At 32.1% G+C, this 17,426-nt stretch carries 13 protein-coding genes; 3 read left to right on the top strand and 10 right to left on the bottom strand.

Annotated features, from left to right (window positions below; all coding sequences use genetic code 11):
- Window positions 1-99: 99 nt before the first annotated feature.
- From H526_RS0110870 to H526_RS30805, 4 genes are all read right to left on the bottom strand, one after another.
- Complete coding sequence (locus tag H526_RS0110870) at window positions 100-2,442, bottom strand: T9SS type A sorting domain-containing protein (protein WP_162144489.1); 2,343 nt, start codon at window positions 2,440-2,442, stop codon at window positions 100-102.
- Between the two features lie 92 nt (window positions 2,443-2,534).
- Entirely contained in the window at window positions 2,535-4,850 is a 2,316-nt protein-coding gene (locus H526_RS30810) for a cellulase family glycosylhydrolase (protein WP_081415600.1), read from the bottom strand.
- A 154-nt stretch (window positions 4,851-5,004) separates the two neighbouring features.
- Window positions 5,005-5,853 carry a fructosamine kinase family protein gene (locus H526_RS0110860; protein ID WP_245591202.1) on the bottom strand — a complete coding sequence of 283 codons (849 nt, stop codon included), beginning with the start codon at window positions 5,851-5,853 and terminating at the stop codon, window positions 5,005-5,007.
- 14 nt (window positions 5,854-5,867) lie between these two features.
- Complete coding sequence (locus tag H526_RS30805; RefSeq protein ID WP_051336103.1) at window positions 5,868-6,812, bottom strand: dihydrofolate reductase; 945 nt, start codon at window positions 6,810-6,812, stop codon at window positions 5,868-5,870.
- A gap of 78 nt (window positions 6,813-6,890) precedes the next feature.
- Here H526_RS30805 and H526_RS0110850 point away from each other — a divergent pair, with 78 nt between their 5' ends.
- The 3 genes from H526_RS0110850 to H526_RS0110840 all read left to right on the top strand — a co-directional run bounded on the left by H526_RS0110850 (window position 6,891) and on the right by H526_RS0110840 (window position 11,679).
- A complete protein-coding gene (locus tag H526_RS0110850; protein ID WP_027393027.1) occupies window positions 6,891-7,961 on the top strand; it encodes an aminotransferase class V-fold PLP-dependent enzyme in 1,071 nt (356 codons plus the stop codon).
- A gap of 306 nt (window positions 7,962-8,267) precedes the next feature.
- Window positions 8,268-11,162, top strand: coding sequence for a T9SS type A sorting domain-containing protein (locus tag H526_RS0110845; protein ID WP_027393026.1), 2,895 nt, complete (start codon window positions 8,268-8,270; stop codon window positions 11,160-11,162).
- Between the two features lie 220 nt (window positions 11,163-11,382).
- Entirely contained in the window at window positions 11,383-11,679 is a 297-nt protein-coding gene (locus H526_RS0110840; RefSeq protein ID WP_027393025.1) for an isoamylase early set domain-containing protein, read from the top strand.
- A gap of 30 nt (window positions 11,680-11,709) precedes the next feature.
- On the opposite strand, the gene H526_RS0110835 is transcribed toward H526_RS0110840, so the two are convergent.
- The 6 genes from H526_RS0110835 to H526_RS0110810 form a co-directional block, all read right to left on the bottom strand.
- Window positions 11,710-11,991: a DUF427 domain-containing protein gene (locus H526_RS0110835; RefSeq protein ID WP_027393024.1), complete on the bottom strand. Its 282-nt coding sequence runs from the start codon at window positions 11,989-11,991 to the stop codon at window positions 11,710-11,712.
- Window positions 11,992-12,027: 36 nt separating this feature from the next.
- Window positions 12,028-13,002 carry an L-histidine N(alpha)-methyltransferase gene (gene egtD, locus H526_RS0110830; RefSeq protein ID WP_027393023.1) on the bottom strand — a complete coding sequence of 325 codons (975 nt, stop codon included), beginning with the start codon at window positions 13,000-13,002 and terminating at the stop codon, window positions 12,028-12,030.
- A gap of 9 nt (window positions 13,003-13,011) precedes the next feature.
- Window positions 13,012-14,178 (bottom strand): ergothioneine biosynthesis protein EgtB, encoded by a 1,167-nt coding sequence (gene egtB / locus H526_RS0110825; RefSeq protein ID WP_027393022.1) that lies wholly within the window; start codon window positions 14,176-14,178, stop codon window positions 13,012-13,014.
- A 102-nt stretch (window positions 14,179-14,280) separates the two neighbouring features.
- Complete coding sequence (locus H526_RS0110820; protein WP_027393021.1) at window positions 14,281-14,706, bottom strand: energy transducer TonB; 426 nt, start codon at window positions 14,704-14,706, stop codon at window positions 14,281-14,283.
- A gap of 25 nt (window positions 14,707-14,731) precedes the next feature.
- Window positions 14,732-15,556, bottom strand: a complete 825-nt coding sequence (locus tag H526_RS0110815; protein WP_027393020.1) for a thymidylate synthase — start codon at window positions 15,554-15,556, stop codon at window positions 14,732-14,734.
- A 159-nt stretch (window positions 15,557-15,715) separates the two neighbouring features.
- Window positions 15,716-17,419 carry a NupC/NupG family nucleoside CNT transporter gene (locus H526_RS0110810; RefSeq protein WP_027393019.1) on the bottom strand — a complete coding sequence of 568 codons (1,704 nt, stop codon included), beginning with the start codon at window positions 17,417-17,419 and terminating at the stop codon, window positions 15,716-15,718.
- Window positions 17,420-17,426 lie beyond the last annotated feature (7 nt).

Here is a 17,426-nt window from a genome sequence, read left to right as displayed (position 1 = left end):
TGTTTTTTTTGAATACTACTTTAAAATAGATAAAGCAGATAATTTTAGTAATTACCTGCTTGATTAACTGTATTTTGGTTAAATCTATTGCGAATGATTTTATTCTTTATAAATTTTAATAGTTTTTTGGTCTCCACTAATCTTAGAATATATACTTATCAAATACATCCCTTTAGGAAGATCTTCTATAGCAAAAGTCGATTTGACATCATCGGTTTTGGATTGAAATGACTTAAGAATTTTCCCCTCTAGGTTTATAACCTTAATAGAAAGTGATTCATTTTTTATATGCTCTATAAAAAATGAATTCGATATCGGGTTAGGATATATTTCTAAGGCCTCCATTGTTGTCTCTCCATTTCGGTTTTGACCACAAGGAAGGTTTCCAAAATCAAAATTTCCATTACAATATAACCATTCTGAAGAACCACATCCTGTTCTACTAGAATAATCTTCTGTTTGATACAAAGTATCACAAATTTTAATCCAATCGATATAGGCATTTAAGTCACAAGAACTATTATCATCATTTACAAAAGCTATCTTAATATTTTGACCTTCCTTATAATTGACATAACGATACACTTCTATATCATTAGTTAAAATAAACTGAGCTACCGATTCATTGTCCAAAAGTATTTCTATTTGCTCGCCAGAGCAATTTCCTTTTGCTCCTACTTCTAAAACTTGAGTGACAGTATTTCCCGAAACGCAATCAATATTTGGCTTATTTAGGTTACCTAATCGATTGTTCCAATCTCCTCCAACCGAAGTTATATAGACCTGAAACTGATATTTATCTATTCCTAAAGGAGTGTTTTCTGGTATAAAAACCGGAATATCGATAGTTCCTAAGCCTTCCGAAACTCTAATCCTATTAGTTTTATAAACAGTATAAGGGCTAGAATCTAATTGAAAAACAATGGATATATCTCTATTCTCTTTTGCTTCATATGATACTGTGATATTTATTTCCTGCCCAACGACGACTTCATTAGGAACTAATGTAGAAACAATCATATCATCAAATGTATTTATTGTTCCTTGAAACTCCTTAGCTCCTATATCAATTGATCCTCCTATAATAGTTCCAAATCCTACATTAACGCCTCTATCGATAGCGGGACTATTAGATTGAAGATTCATATCCTGAACTGGAAAATTATTATTTTCGGTAGGAGTAAATAATTTTGCAGAAGCTCCATTGATATTAAACGGATTCGATGTAGTTGCTAGTAGGATAGTTTGTGATTCACTTAATGCTTGAATGTTTTTTAATTTTGGATTTACAATAAAATCATTAGAATTTATCGGCTCTGGATTACCAGTTATGTTCCAATGTATATTTTGATCATAGGTTATATTTTCGTCCTGATATCTAGATATTGTAGTTTTTGAATCATTAGAATTATATAAAATATTATTCTTTACACGGGCATTTTTAACTCTTCCTATCGATAATTGAGAATCTCCAACAGCAATCGGATATGCAGGATTAGATATACGTGTACTTTGTGCATTATCAAATAAAGTATTGTTGTATACATCAACATTGTCACTAGAGAACACATTAATTCCTTGCCCTCCATTACCATAACAAATATTCCCTATTAATAGTGTTCTACTATTATATGGAACTCCGTTTTCTTTTTGATCTTGGATGTGATCATCAACAATGATTCCATTACCATCCGTAATTCTGTTACCTCCTCCTAAAAAACCTCTAAGATTCACATTATATCTAGAAACATTATTTTTATAGATAATTCTATGATTTGGATATTCTGGAAAGCTACTAACATCTAAATTTGCTGGTTGATATGACGAAATTCCACTATTTCCATTCTGACTTCGAAACGCACAATGTTCCACTAAATTTCCTTCTATTAAAACGACTTCTGATCCACCAATAGCAATTCCATTTCCGGGAAAATCATGTACATAATTATTACGAATAATAATATGATGCGAGCCGTTATCTATTCCAATAGCTCTTCTTGCCCTCCAAAGCTCCAAACCAAAAGAAGGATTATCTATCATTCCTTTCACATCTTGATTAGCAGGAACAAATTCTAAGTTTTCTATAATTACATACGAAGACCCTAACATATCAATTCCTTTTACTGAAGCTGAAACTATTGTAGGTAATTTTCCTTGTGCATCAGGTACTCCGGAAAAAGTTATGTATTTTCCTTCGGATCCAGATATAGACATAAATATTTCGCTCCATGGACTATCATTCCCACCCGTATATATTCCTGATAGAATTCTTACAGTATCACCTTCATTTACAGAATTTACTGCTTTCTGAATTGATTTAAATGCTACATTTTGATCTAGTCCTGAGTTATTGTCATTCCCGTTTTGAGAACTCACATAATATGTTTTTTGTGCACTTGCAAAGAATCCAACCAACACACTTAACATTATTATTAATTTCATTTTTTTCATAATATTATTCTATAAACAATGGATATACTTAGTGTAAAAAAGAAATATCAAGTACAATTACTTGATATTTCTTTTCAGTTTAATTAATGATTATCTATAAGGATTTTTTTGGTCTCTTTTGTTTTAGTAGTCAAGTCGTACAACTTTAGTATATACAAACCATTATTTAGGTGATTTGTTAAAATGATACTCGTATTAGATACATTATTTTCTTCATAGACCTTTTTACCTATCATATTATAAATTACTACTGTATATTGTTCAGAGCCTTTTATAGTAATCTTGCTATCAGTTACAGGGTTAGGATATATCTCAAAAGTGTTCTGAATACTCTCATCCGGAGTTTTATTATCACAACCAAGAGCGCCGAAATCGAAATTACCATCACAAAATAACCACTCCGAATTTCCGCAACCTGTTCTGGAAGCAATATCTTCCGTTTGATATCTTGTAGCACATACTTTTATCCAATCTATATAAACATTTTTATCGCAATCGTTTATGTTGCCATCATTTATAAAAGCAACTTTTATATTCTCATTATTTTTATATCCTTCATAAGTATATACTGAAATATTCGTGTTAAGAGACCATTCAGATACTTTTTTGTTGTCAATTAACAACTGAATTTTTTCGCTTCCACAGTTTCCTTTCGCTCCTATTTCAATAGTTCCTACTTGATTTGAATTAGCTCCGTTTCCAAAATTAATGTAACCATTACAGTGAATTGCTTGTGTAAAACTTCCTCCACCACAACTTACCTCCCAGGCACCTGTATTTTCTTCCCTAGATTCTGCCTGGATTCTTTCTCCATTGATTTCTAACCAATCGATTTCTACATCTCGCCCAGTATCATCATTGATAAAAGCGACTTTAAAGTTTCCTGAAGTCTCTGGAACTGACAAACTATAATTAGCAAAATTATTAGTAAGCGTTATAGCATTATCAATTCGCACATCATTATAGCGTACTTCAATTTTCGAATTATTAGTTCCTTTTGCTCTAACTATAATATTGTCCGGATTATCAACATTATCAATACAATCAATATTTACTTTAGAGATAGTATGTAATCTTTCATTCCAATCCCCACCTTGTGGTGCCATAAAAACTTGAAATTTGTAATCATTATAAGCTACAGGAGTATTTGCATCAATAGGAACTTCTAATTCTATAGTATCTGTCCCTTCTTGAACATTTGTTCTTTTTGATCCATAAACGGTATACGGGCTTCTGTTCAATTGAAAAACGACTACAAGATCTCTATTAGTACTCGAAGAATACTCTATTTCAACAAAAGCTTTTTCTCCTTTCGCAACTTGATCAGGAGTTATTAAAGACTTGATCATATCTTCATCAGTTCCTCCTGTATCATCACAAGATGACGGAGGTGTATTTACAGTCCTAAAGTGATCCCTGTTCCATTTCCCTTCTGCAGTAAGATCATTATTATAATTCCAATTACCATTTGGACTAGCCGATCTATTAAGGGATGAACTAATTTCGTTTTTATTACTTAATGACCACTTACAATAACTAATATCATTATTATCCATCCATTGTTCCCAACGGTTCCACTCGGCAGCATCTAGATTGTTATTAGGTCCATAATTAGTTCCAACTCTTCCACATTCAGTCATAAACAATGCTAAGCCTTTATTAATTGCATAATTACCCTTATCTCTCAATGATTGTTTATGCGCTCCGGCATATGCATGTATCGTATAGGCTATATTACTTACTGGTTTATTATTAATATCTACGGTCAAAGGATTGTCTGCTGCTATGTCTACTCGTTGCGAATAAAAAGGCGTCCCTACTACTATAATATTATTGGGGTCATTTGCTCTTATCTCCGCTATTACTTCTCTAGAATAACTTTTTATCTCGTTCCAAGTACCAACTGCATTTCCATAATCTCCAATAGGTTCATTCCAAATCTCATAGATAATATTAGGATATACTCCATACTCCTTAGACATTTGTCTAAAAAAAGTTTTAGCTTGTTCTTTATAATTAGGATGGGCATGAAAATCTATTACCACATAAATCCCATGTTCAATAGCAGCATCTACAACTGATCTAACCTGATTTACAGAACCAACAGGATCATCTATATAATCTCCACCCCCTCCGCGAACACCCATAGCAGCTCTTACTATTTCTACTTTCCAATCATCCCTTAACCATTTTAATGCATTGCTATTCCAATATTCGCCTCCTTCCCATTGATGCCAGAAATAACTCATTCCTTTCAACTGAGTATTTCTATTACATTTATCCTTTATTTTCGTTCCCTCTACTCTTAATTGTCCGTGTCTTTCTACAATTGTTTGGGCTGACAACTGAAATATCGTGAATAGCATCATTACGATCATTAATAGGTTTGTTTTTCTCATAATAAAGATTGATTTGTGTTAGACCTCTAAAATAAAAGCTAAAACGATCGGTAGAAATGCTCAATTTGATGAACGACCATTCTCAATCAATGGTTGACCTCTATTAATTTGCAGTGCGTTTTTATTAAAAAAGAAAAGAATACTAAACCATTCCTTAGGAATATTTTTTAAGTATTGATTGAATTTGTGGTAAATAAGAATCTCCAAATAAATTAAGATGCACTAATAAATAGTATAATTGCCAAATTTCCATTCTTTTTTTCCAACCATCTATTAATGGGAAAATGTCATTATAAACCTCAAACAATTCGTGTTCAAAACCTCCAAAAAGATGCATCATTGAAATATCCATTTCTCTAGGAGCATAAGCCACTGCTGGATCTATTAAACAAGGAAAACCATTAATATCAATCATAAAATTACCACTCCACAGATCTCCATGTATTAAACTAGAAACTTCATCCGAAATTTCGTTTTCAATAGCAACATAAAAACTATCCAAACTCGAAAAAGAAAAACCTCTTTTAATAGCCATTTCGAATTGTGGTTGTAATCGCTGAGTTATATAAAACTCTGAAGCAGAAGAATATTTGGAGTTATATTGTGGTAAACTTCCAATGTAGTTATCACCTTCAAAACCAAAATAGGGTTTACTTTGCTTATGTAAATTTGCTAGTCGTTCACCGAATATTGACCAAAAATCTGGAGTTTTATTTCCAGACTTTATATATTCTAAAAGCAAAAAAGATACATCAGCATCTTTACCAAACAACAGCACCTCAGGTATTTTAAATATAGTAGCATCTATCAATTCTTGTAAGCCCCTTGCTTCTGCTTTAAACATTCCAGGAAATTTAGACACACTATTCACTTTAACCACCATTTCTCTATTATTTGTGGTTAAAGAAAATACTTCATTGATATCTCCGCCGGATAAAGATTTAGTAGAAATGATTCTCTCAGAAAGAAGATTTTCTAGATGTTTTATGAGTCTTTTTGACAACAAACCAAAAACTCTTACTTCTTATTATAGGTCAAATATGTAAATGCATATTCATGTCGCTCATCTGCACCATGAAGCTCTTTTTTATCAACAGTCCATTTCTCAATATCGATTTCTGGAAAAAAAGTATCTGCTTCGAATACCCCATGAACTCTTGTAAGTTCAATACAGTTAGAATATTCCATTCCAATATCATAAATCTCTCCACCACCAATAATAAAAGGCTGTGGATCATCTTTAGCTATTTTTAAAGCTTCTTCCATAGAATGAACTACAATAGCTCCTTCTGGCTTATAATTTTGATTTCTAGTTATTACAACATGTACACGATTTGGTAATGGTTTTGGAAATGATTCAAAAGTCTTTCGACCCATAATAATATGATGTCCAGTAGTTAATTGTTTAAAACGTTTAAAATCATCCGGTAAATGCCAAACCAGATCATTATCTTTTCCTAACGCATTGTTTTCTCCTGCCGCCGCAATCATTGTAATTATTTGGTCTTTCTTAGATACTACAGGCGCCTCAATAACTTTTGATTGTTGTTGTTTAATAAATTCTTCTTTCTTTTTAACCAATTCATCTTTTGGATACATCTGATCAACATCCTTCTGAATCAATGCTATTTCGGCTTTTTGTTTAGCAATCAATCGTTCCATCTGCTTACTTGTCCATTCCGTACCCATAAACTTGTGAAATAACCATACATTACAAAAGTGTAATACCAACAAAAATGCCCAACAAACTACGGCTATCAAACACCAGTCAATACCAAAAAAAGTAATCTCCTTACCAATTCCGACTAATAGGTTTAGAATAATCAAAAACACCGATCCAACTAAAAATACTATAAAATGCTGAAATAGTCTTTTCTTTTGAACAATCCGTTTACGAGCATATTCATATAATTCGCGCTGTACAGGATCAATTTGTGGAGTTTCTTTTCTTTTTGAAAACATTTTAATAGTACCTTAGTAATGCTTGATTAATTATCAAAGTAAATATAAAGGTTTTACCAAAAAACCGTAAAATAACTTATGAAGAATTTAAAAAAAGAATTTCCCGTATTATCTCAAAACACATATCTTAACACGGCCTCCTCCGGCTTATTATATGATTCATTATTAGACTATAGACAGGAGCATGATCTCGATTTTCTCATTGGAGGAAGTATGTTTAGGGAACATCAAGAAAAACTTTTAAATTCAGTAAGGACATCAATTGGTTCGTTTTTAGGCTGCAAATCAGAAAATACTGTATTAACACCAAATTTTTCTTTAGGTTTTAATACCATATTAAACGGGTTAGAAAAAAATAAAAAAGTACTTCTTTTAGATGAAGATTATCCTTCTATAAACTTTTCTGTAATAAATAAAGGGTTTAATGTATGCTATGCTAAAGTGAACACCTCGTTAGAGGAAAATATCGAAAAAGCTATCGCTAAATATAACCCTACTGTTTTTGCTTTTAGCTTAGTACAATACATTAGCGGTATAACAATAAATCTTGAATTCCTTAAGAAATTAAAACTAAAAAATCCTGATCTTTTAATAATTGCTGATGGCACACAGTTTTGCGGAACTAGAGCTTTTGATTTTGACACTTCAGGAATTGATATTCTTGGATGTAGTGGGTACAAATGGTTATTAGGAGGTTATGGCAACGGATTTTTATTATTTAAAGAAGGCATTCTTAATAAAACAACACCGGATACTTATAAAAAAGCTTCCTCAACTGCTAATTATGATCCTTCATACACAAATCTACAAGCAAGATATGAATGCGGACATTTGGACACCTATAACTTCGGGAGTTTACAGTTTTCTTTGGAATTTTTATCCAAAATTGGTCTTCCTAAAATTGAAGAAAACATACAAGAACTAAAAGAGTACACAAAAACAAAATTAGCCTCCTTAAACTTATTAGAAACTGATGTAATAGAGAGGAATGATCATAGCTCTATTTTTAATATAAAAGGAGATCAAAAATTATATAATACACTAAGGGAAAGAAATATAATCACCTCTCTAAGAGGAAATGGAATACGAATAAGTCTGCATTTTTATAATACTATCGAAGATATTGACACCCTATTAACCTACCTATAAAACCTTTTCATGACACGTGCATTATTTCTACACTAGTTGTAGAAATAGTATAAATAAATATTGGGTTAAAATATGTAATCAGCGATTCTCATTCAGGTTTTAAAAATGGTATGATTTTTTGAAGTAAATAAACAATTATTGCAGAACTGATTACCAACCACAAAGTTATAACAGATAACTACAAATTAGTACTAACCAAATATTGCTTTAATATATATAAATATACTAGCAAAGAAGTACCTTTCTTGTTATAACGATATAACCATATAGATTGCTCAATTTTCTTAAAACGTAACACAAAATATCATGAAAAAACTTAACTTATTACTCACCCCTTTATTTTTATGCATTGCTTTTTTAACTACTTCCCAAGAAGTACCGATATCTAATATCGAATCAAACGATATAATTGCTAAAGTTATAGGAAAAGAAGATAAAGTATTACACATGTCTGCTAATCTAGTAGTAGATGAACCAGAAGATTTATTTGTTTATATTGATAGAGCAAAAGCAGCTGGAGCGAATACTGTTCTATATTCTGATTCTAAATTAAATACGTATGGACTAGAAGGGACTGCAGGGTCTAGATGGGATGAGCGAATCCAAGTATTGGTTGATGGAATTAAAGAAAGAGGAATGAAATTACATTTCATCACTATTTCCATGGGATTTGCAGGTTCACTAATAGCATCTAACCCTAATTTAACTACTGGATATCCTATTGAAGAACAAGAATTAAAAGCTATAGATGGCGAACTTAGACCTATTAAATCTTCTAATCTAATTAATGGAGATTTTGAAGACTTTGATGGAAACAAAGTTCTGCAATGGAAATTTCAAGATGCAATCGGAGAACGAACTTTTATTGACACCAATATTAAAAAAAGCGGTAATGCTTCTTTTAGAGCAGAAGCTACTAACAATGAAGATTCTAGAATTTTTACAGTTTTTGATGTGAAACCATTTCATCAATACACATTAAAAGTTTGGATCAAGACCGAAAATCTAACTGCAAGAAACTTAGCAGCATTAATTAGAGATGAAAATAATAAGGACCGTACTTTAACAAATTTACATATATCTCTTCCAAATGATAACGGAGGTAGAAAATATTACAATAGTCCTAATAACTTAACTACAGAAGATTGGGAAGAAATACGTATTGGATTTAACAGTTTAAATGCTACTGAAGTTAATTTAGCATTAGCGGTCTTTGGAGGTCAACAAGGTACAATTTGGTGGGATGATTTAGAAATTATTGACTCTCCAACTCTTAACTGGTTAAATCGAGAAGATTTACCAACATCTCTAAAACATAATAATGGACAAACACTTACATTTGGAGCTGATGTAGCTCCAATATCAGATGATCAACTTGGTGTTTCTGGATTTTCTGGAGCTTTCGACACGCAACATTTATCACCTAAAATACTCATTAGCAGTACTACAAATATAAAAGAAGGCGATATAGTAAAAATAAGCGGATATCACGGACTTCCAACCGCAAGTGGACAAGTATCCGCTTCTTGGAATCATCCCGAAATATATAGTAGAATGCGAAGAATTCATCAAAAACTAAGTAATGATTTTGAACCTGACGGCTTTTTATTGAATTATTCTGAAATAAGAACAGGAGGATGGGAACCTTTAGATACTCAAATCGGAAATTCTGGTGCTGCCTTATCAGCTAGTATCCAACGATCTTTTAAAGATCTTTTTGAAGTTGCGCCAGATGCAGCATATTATTTTTGGAGTGATATGATTGATCCAGAGCATAATGCCATTGCAGATTATTATCAAATTAATAATACCCTAGATCAGTCTTGGGTTAGCGTAGATCCAAATAAAGTTATACTTGCAACTTGGTGGGAAGGTCAAAAAATTATAGATAAAGGTACAAAATCGCTCAAGTTTTTCTCTGATCTAGGCTTTAAACAGATTGTAGGAGCATTTTACGATGCAGATGTTGAACTTAACTTTAATCAGTGGCAGACAGCAGCCCAAGATACAGAAAACATCATTGGATCTATTTATGCTACTTGGGTTAAACCTCGTAATTATACACAAATAGAAAATTTTGGTTCCCTTTGGTGGTCACAAAATCAAGCAAACGATGAAATCGTATCTATAGATGGTCCTGACACAATTTCTCCTGGTGGTACCGGAATAATAAATTTAGAGTATTCAGCATCGGCAACTAGAGATATTATTGTTTCCTTGCAACTTAATAGAGCTCCGTGGACTAACTATGGTGTTAAAATCACTACAGTTCCCGCAGGAACAAATAATATAGAAATTGAAGTTGTAGTAAATGAAGATATACCAATAGCGGATAACGATTATAAATGGTTATCCTATATAGTTCCAGAAAATGAAAATTGGAATAACCGTTTTGATGATCTTCAAGAAATTAATATTAGCGCTATAAATAATGACACAGAAATAGATATTAGTGGAACACTATGGAGATTAGAAAATAAAGCTACCAAGCAATGGATAAGAACTAGAGGATGTTCGAATGATTATAGTGAAATCACGCCATTAGTAATGACTTCAACCAATAATACTGGAAATTGCACAATCTTTGAATTCATACCAACAGATGAAGGATATTACTATCTACAAAACAAAGGAACAAATGGAAGATATCGTCCAAAAAATTGTAGTAATACTGCCAATGATTCTATCGAAATAGTTCAGGTAAGCTCAGCTTCTTTTGGCTGGTGCGAGCAATGGAAATTAATAGAAACGGATGAAGAAGGGTATTTTAGAATCCAAAATAGACAAACAAACAACTGGATAAGATCCAAAGGTTGTTCCGCTAATATTGACGAATCTATTGCAATCACACAGGTATCACAGGGCTACACAGGCAACTGTACCAAATGGAAACTAATTGATACTAGTAATAATCAAATTAACAGAGATTTTATAGACACTAATATAGATGATATAAAGCTATTCCCAAATCCGGCCAATAGCGAAATATCCATTCAAAAATCTACAAGTAATACAAACGAAATTGTAGCTATTAATATTTATGACTTACAAGGAAGAAAACAACTAACGGTTGATTCTCAAAAACTCATAAGTAATGGAAACAATATTGAGGTATCACATTTAACCACTGGTATGTATATATTATCAGTTGACTATCATAAAAAAGAAACTCAGAATTTACAATTCATGATAAGTCATTAATATTTTTCTCTAAGTTTATGTAATGGTTTAACTTCTAAGAATTACTGTAGAATTATAATACTAGTTTAGGTTAAAGATACTACATCGTTATCGTTAATATTTAATTGTTAATTGTTCATTAAATTATTGAAAATCCGAGAGTTTACACTTTTATTTTTTAATGTTTTGTGGTAATTTCCCTTAAATTTTATTAACCAAGAATTAATTTTAAACTAAAATTATGGCAATAACCAAACAATACTTAAAGTCAAAACCTATCTGTAAAGTTACTTTTTCTGTTCCGGCAAAAGAAGCAACTAATGTTTGTGTGGCTGGAGAATTTAATGAATGGAATACTGAAGCAACGGTATTGAAAAAGTTAAAAAATGGTACATTTAAGGGGACTTTAGATCTTCCGAAAGATCAAAAGTTCGAATTTAAATATGTGGTAGATGGTCAATGGACCAACGAAACTGAAGCAGATGGATATCAATGGAACGATTTTGCTGCTGCAGAAAATAGTTTATTGGTTCTTTAACTAACATAATTTTAATTGGGGTTGTAGTTATTATTCTACAACCTCAATACCTTTCCAAAATGCAACGTAACCTTTTATTTGCTTAGCAAGGTCACTTGTTTCTGGATAAAACCATGCCGCATCTGTATTTTCCTTGCCATTTACAGTTACTGTATAATAAGATGCAACTCCTTTCCAAGGACAGTTGGTATGCGTTTCACTTGATTTAAAAAACTCCTTTTTAATAGCTTCAGGAGGAAAATAATGATTATTTTCAATCACTTTGGTATCATTGCTTTCTGCAATTATTTTATTATTCCATATTGCTTTCATAACTATTTTATATGCTTTTTTTTAGATCTAAATTATCTATTCTGATTTCTTGAACACATAATTCTTATAATATTTATTTTCATCTGTAAACGATTTACTTATCTCTAATCCAGATTCTTCTGCAAGCCATTTTACTGTATCATCATCATACTTCTGAGAAATCTCTGTATGAATACTTTCCCAAGCTTCAAAGTGAACCTGTATCGATAAACAATCAATATCAACTGTTTGCTTTTTAGTACTTACTAGATAACTTTTAGCGGTTCCGCTTTCTGGATCATACACTTCCCAATGAGTAAATGCATCCAAATCAAAATTACCTCCTAGCTCTTTATTGATTCTAGCCAAAACATTCTTATTGAACGCGGCCGTTACACCAGATTTGTCGTTATAAGCGTCTAAAACTTTCTGAGGATGCTTCTTTTGATCGAATCCCATAAAAATAAGATCATCAGGATGCATGACAGCGTTTAATTTTTTCAAAAACTGAATCGCTCTAGGATGTAAAAGATTACCAATATTAGAGCCCAATACCATAATAACTTTTTTACGATCACTAATATGCTGCAATCTATCTAACACTTCAAAATATTCTCCTATCTGACCTTGTACACTAAGACTAGGTAACTCTTGTTCTAGATTAGAAACCAAACCATCAATTGCATTTTTACTAATATCTATGGGATGATACGTAACCGGATATTCTTTTTCGAGCAGTTCTCTTAATAAAACTTTTGTTTTCTTTCCATCGCCCGCACCAAGTTCTACCAGATCAAATCCTTCTTTATCAGAATCAAAACTTTTTAAAATATCGGCCTTATGTAACTGAAAAATATTAAACTCTGCATTAGTTAAATAATACTCTGGCAAGTCCATAATCTGCTGAAACAACTTATCACCTAATTCGTCATAAAAAAATTTGGAAGATAAATATTTAGGAAAAGCTGTTAGTCCTTCGTTTACTTCTTTGCCGAAAGCACAAAGCAATACATTTTGATCTTTAGAATTCATGTAATGGGGTTATTTATTTTTTACTAGTCGCAATCCATTAAATTGCCATCTTAGTTGAGGGTGAAAAAAATTACGATATGTAGGTCTTGTATTATTATTAGGAGTAGCCACAGAACCTCCTCTAAGCACTTTCTGATTTACCATAAATTTTCCGTTATACTCGCCAAGAGCTCCAGGAGCTTTACTATAGTTAGGATAAGGCAAATATGCACTTTCAGTCCACTCCCATCTTATCCCCCAATCAAAAAACTGTTGAGATGCTTCCCATTCAAATTCTGTCGGAAGACGCTCTCCTTTCCATTGAGCAAATGCAAAGGCTTCATAATATGATATATGAGTAACAGGAGCTTCTAAATCCAATTCTATTAATCCCCTCAATGTATACTGAGAATATCTTTCATCTATATTATGCCAATAAAGCGGTGTCTTAATATCATTTGAATTAATCCAATCCCAAGCTTCTGCATGCCACAACAAACTATTCTTATACCCTTTATCATTTATAAAATCAAGGTACTCCCGATTAGTTGTCAAATTATTGGCAATATGATACTCCTCAATAAACACTTTATGTGAACTAAGTTCATTATCATAACAAAATCCTTCTCCCTTATAACCAATCTCGTACAACCCTTCATTAATCTTATGATATCCAGTTGAAGGATTTACTTTCGGATTCTCATTAAACGTATCATTATATTTTGGTAATAACGGATTGTTACCTAGAATATATTTTATATCCGTTAATAATAACTCTTGATGTTGTTTTTCATGATGAATACCAATCTCCACAAGTGCTCTAATCTCTGTATTATCATTATCTTCTAAAAATGAATACAAACTATTAGTTACATAGTCTCTATACTCATAAACTTCACTAACCGTAGGTCTAGAAAGATTACCTCTATTAGTTCTTATAACTCGTTTCCCTACACTTTCATAATAACTATTAAAAACATATGCAAAATCATTATGAAATCGAGTATAATCCGTTTTGTATTTAGCAAGAATAAACTCTTCAAAAAACCAAGTAGTATGTCCTAGATGCCATTTTGGTGGAGAAACATCAACTATGGGTTGAACAACATAATCTTCTGTTTGAAGGGGGGCACAAATTTCTTCTGTATGAGATCTTGTAGCTAATAAAGAAGAAAGCAAATTATCAGTAATTACCATAAAAAAAGAGCGTATTCGATTTACGAATACACTCAAATTTAATGATTTTTATTATTTCACTAATTGATAATAGAGTTAATCCAATGTTAAAAACACAAATATCTATTTTGGTTTAATGAAAGTAATAGGTGCTTCATATGCAATAGCAATTGGTTTCTTACCCCACTTTCCAGGTTTCATTTTAGGAATAGCTCTAATAATTCTAACAGCTTCCCTTTGTAAATGTCTATGACCTCCTTTAACATCAATGACTTCAGACTTACCTTTATTATTAATTATAAATTCTACAGTAACTGTTCCTTCCAATCCATCTTTTTCAGCGATTTCGGGATATCTGAAATTTCGAATAATATGGTTTCTTAGGTTATTATCAAAACACTTTACAGGGCTCTGTCTTGATTTTTCACAGCCCGGCCATATAGGAGTAATCCCTTTTTCATTAGCGTTATCTTGAGACAGGATAACATTATCCTGAGCAAATAAAAAGGTGGAACATAAAATTGTTGCAATAAGTAGTAGTTTTTTCATAGTATTCAGTTTAAGTTTTGGGGGGTTAAACTGCAACTGCACCTTTAATATGAGGGTGCGGATTATAGTCTTCCAGTATGAAGTCATCAAAAACGAAGCCAAAAATATTTTCTACCTTAGGATTGATCCTAATAGTTGGTAATTTTTTAGGAGTTCTAGACAACTGTAATTCTAATTGTTCTTTATGATTATTATAAATATGAGCATCTCCAAATGTATGTACAAACTCTCCCGCTTCATAACCGCAAACTTGCGCCATCATCATTGTAAACAAGGCATAAGAAGCTATGTTAAATGGTACTCCTAAGAAAATATCAGCACTTCTTTGATATAACTGACAAGATAATTTCCCATTAGCTACATAAAATTGAAAAAAGGCATGGCAAGGAGGCAATGCGGCTTTTCCATTCGCCACATTTTCCGAAAAAGATTTAGATGTATCCGGCAAAACACTAGGGTTCCACGCAGATACCAACATTCGTCTACTATCTGGATTATTTTTTAAAGCTTCGACGATTTCTTTAATTTGATCAATTTCATCTCCATTCCAATTACGCCATTGATGTCCATAAACTGGTCCTAAATCTCCATTTTCATCTGCCCATTCATTCCAAATACGAACTCCATTTTCCTGTAGATACTTAACATTTGTATCTCCATTTAAAAACCATAATAGCTCGTGTATAATAGACTTTAAATGAAGTTTCTTGGTAGTCACCATTGGGAAACCTTCGCTCAAATCAAAACGCATTTGATATCCAAAAACACTTTTGGTTCCTGTTCCCGTTCTGTCTTCCTTTTCATTTCCATTTTCTAGCACATGACGTACCAGATCCAAATATTGCTTCATACTCCCTTACTAACTTTCTTTTTGAGTTTGTTAAAATTATACTAATTTCTGTCAAATATACAAAAAATAGGTTTTGAGATATCGTTTAATGCGTAGATTATGAAATACTTGTAAAATCTAATCCACAATTACATTTTTAACAAAAAAATCTATCTTATTTTATCCGATAATCATTCCGGCGATAGTGGCTGATAAAAGTGAAGCGATCGTACCACCTATTAAAGCTTTCATTCCAAACTCTGATAATGTTTTTCGTTGTCCAGGTGCAAGAGAACCAATCCCTCCAATCTGTATTCCAATTGATGCAAAGTTTGCAAAACCACATAACATATACGTAGCCATGATTACTGATTTATTATAAGTCAAATGTGTCACGTTTGCTACATTTTTTAAATCGGCTAATTGTATATAACCAACAAACTCACTAGCAGCTAACTTAATACCGAGAAGTTGTCCCATTAAAGCGATGTCTTCTTTTGCAACTCCAATTAACCACATTAATGGTGCAAAAATATAGCCCAAAATAAGTTCAAGAGATAAACTTTGGTATGCTGTGTTTGATGCAATCCAAGTATTAACAGATGTTATATCTCCGACCCAACCTAACATACCATTAAGCATTGCAATAAAAGCCACAAATACTAACAACATAGCTCCAACATTTACTGCCAGTTTCAAACCTTCAGTTGTTCCATTTGCAATAGCATCTAAAATATTAGATCCTATTTTTTCTGAAGAAACATATACATCGGTATTAATTTCTTCTGTCTGTGGAAATAATATCTTAGAAATAATAATCGCTCCTGGTGCAGCCATTACAGATGCAGCCAACAGGTGTTTTGCAAATTGCAATCTCAAAATCGGATCGTCTCCTCCCAAAAAACCTATATATGCTGCTAATACAGCTCCCGCAACAGTTGCCATACCACCGATCATAACCAATAGCATTTCGGATTTATTCATTTTTTCTAAGTACGCTTTAATCAATAAAGGCGCCTCTGTTTGACCTAAAAAAATGTTACCAGCTACACTTAAACTTTCTGCTCCTGATATCTTTAGCGCTTTAGTTAATAACCAGGCAAGTCCCTTTACTACCTTTTGGATGACACCTAAATAAAATAATAATGAAGTTAAAGCCGAAAAGAATATAATAGTGGGTAATACTTGAAAAGCAAATATAAAACCAAAAGTATCCATATCAACAACCAAACCTTCAAACAGAAATTTACTTCCTGCCCTAGTAAAGTCTAATACACTAACAAACAGGCTTCCTACCCATTCGAATATTGTTTGAACAAACGGAACTCTCAAAACCCCAATAGCAATAACTAACTGAAAACAAACACCTAGGCCAACTGTTTTCCAATTAATTGCTTTTCTATTACTACTAAATAGAAATGCAATAGCTAGTAAGACAATCATTCCTAAAACTCCTCTCCAGAAACTCGAAAAAGAAAAACCTTGATTAGGAATTAGTTCACTATTTGTTGGTACAGGAGCAACGTCGGTTATTTCCTTTTTAGGAATAAAAGAATATATCACATCTCTTTTAGATAAAACTAAAGTAGAATCTGTAGTACTTCGAATTTTATATTTTATAATAGAGTCCTCTGCGGTATCAGGAAAAAACAACAACACATTACCTTGAGCAAGGTAATCACCTTTAAGATTTTCTAATCGATTATTAAACTTATAAGAAAACAAACCTTCTTCTAAATTTAAATAATCGTTGTCTCCAACTTTAAATATATTATCAGAGGCTCCTTCAACATTCTTTAGAATCCATTCTTTTTCTATAGACTGTGCTGATAAAATAGTAATAGTAAATAATGATAGTAGGAGAAATAGTAGTCCTTTTTTCATATAATTA

It is taken from the genome of Aquimarina latercula DSM 2041 (genome assembly GCF_000430645.1).
Classification (GTDB): domain Bacteria; phylum Bacteroidota; class Bacteroidia; order Flavobacteriales; family Flavobacteriaceae; genus Aquimarina; species Aquimarina latercula.
The sequence above is the reverse complement of the archived record's forward strand: the minus strand, read 5'-3'. Positions and strand labels throughout refer to the sequence as shown.